At 35.7% G+C, this 1,021-nt stretch carries 1 protein-coding gene; it reads left to right on the forward strand.

Going from position 1 to position 1,021, the window contains the following annotated elements:
* Window positions 1–133 precede the first annotated feature (133 nt).
* On the forward strand, window positions 134–874 hold the full coding sequence (locus CH362_RS19085; RefSeq protein ID WP_125169744.1) for a hypothetical protein: 741 nt from the start codon (window positions 134–136) through the stop codon (window positions 872–874).
* Window positions 875–1,021: the final 147 nt, after the last annotated feature.

Genomic DNA, 1,021 nt, shown 5'->3' on the forward strand with positions numbered 1-1,021 from the left:
CCTTGGTCGTTAGTCGACATATGGCTTAAAATATACTCTCGTTAGAATTATTGAAATGCTAATCTATCTCCAAAGAAATGTCTATTCGCTTATTTTCGTTCCTTTTCTCTGCTTTTTTTCACTATTCGGTCTAATGAGATTTGAAATAGATTCTGGACCATTAGAGCTTGGATTTCCATTTGTCACCGTGAGAACTCAGTGTGTTGATGTTTCAGGAATAATGGATAAGAATCAAAATATACATAAGGTTAAAACAATAAATTATATAAACGCGAAATACCTTAATCTTTTTATATCACTATTATTTTGCCTTGCTCTTGGGAAGTTCATAAAAAGAATTAAGAATCTTTTTTTTAGAAATACGTTTGTCGGTTATGTTTGCATTAATTTATTAATACTCGCCTTGGTAGGTTGGAGTAATATTGAGAATTCGCAAGAAGAGAACCTAATACTCTCAGCCAAAGAGACAGAAGAGCTTATTAGTGGCCGAGTGATTCCTTTGACAGAGGAAACAAATTCGTTAAAACAATTGATTAATGATTCGGATTCTCCTGAGGAAACTGAAATTTCGGAGGGTATTTTTGAGATAGTAGGTTATTTCCTTTTTCCTATATTAATTCTGCTTTTTTTCCCATTATGCCTTTCGCTTATCTCTTCTTATTGTACAGATATGTTAATTTCACCTTTCAATTTATGCAGAGGTTTGATTTTATCTGAAAACGAAATATTTAATTACTGGGTGAGGGCTTTAGTTGATAGCATTATTTTTATGGCAGTATTTTTAGTAGCATCGGCCTTTTTGTTCTATATTTTGAAATTTCTATTCGAATCAGTTGTCAACAAATTCAATAAAATAAAGCCATACGTCGACTAACTGTCGGCTCTGACGCTGCGCTTCGAGTTTGCTTCGCAACTCTCGCTTGGCCTCCGGCACATTTCGCTTTGTCACTCGTCTTGCTTTCGCAAGCCTCGCGCCAAGTGCTTGCGCACTCGCGAAACGTCGTCAAGCCTTGGTCGTTAG

The sequence above is a fragment of the Leptospira saintgironsiae genome (assembly GCF_002811765.1).
Taxonomy (GTDB): domain Bacteria; phylum Spirochaetota; class Leptospiria; order Leptospirales; family Leptospiraceae; genus Leptospira_B; species Leptospira_B saintgironsiae.

Coding starts and splice junctions, on each gene's coding strand:
- CH362_RS19085 (WP_125169744.1), top strand. CDS start 134: ATGAGATTTGAAATAGATTCTGGACCATTAGAGCTTGGATTTCCATTT.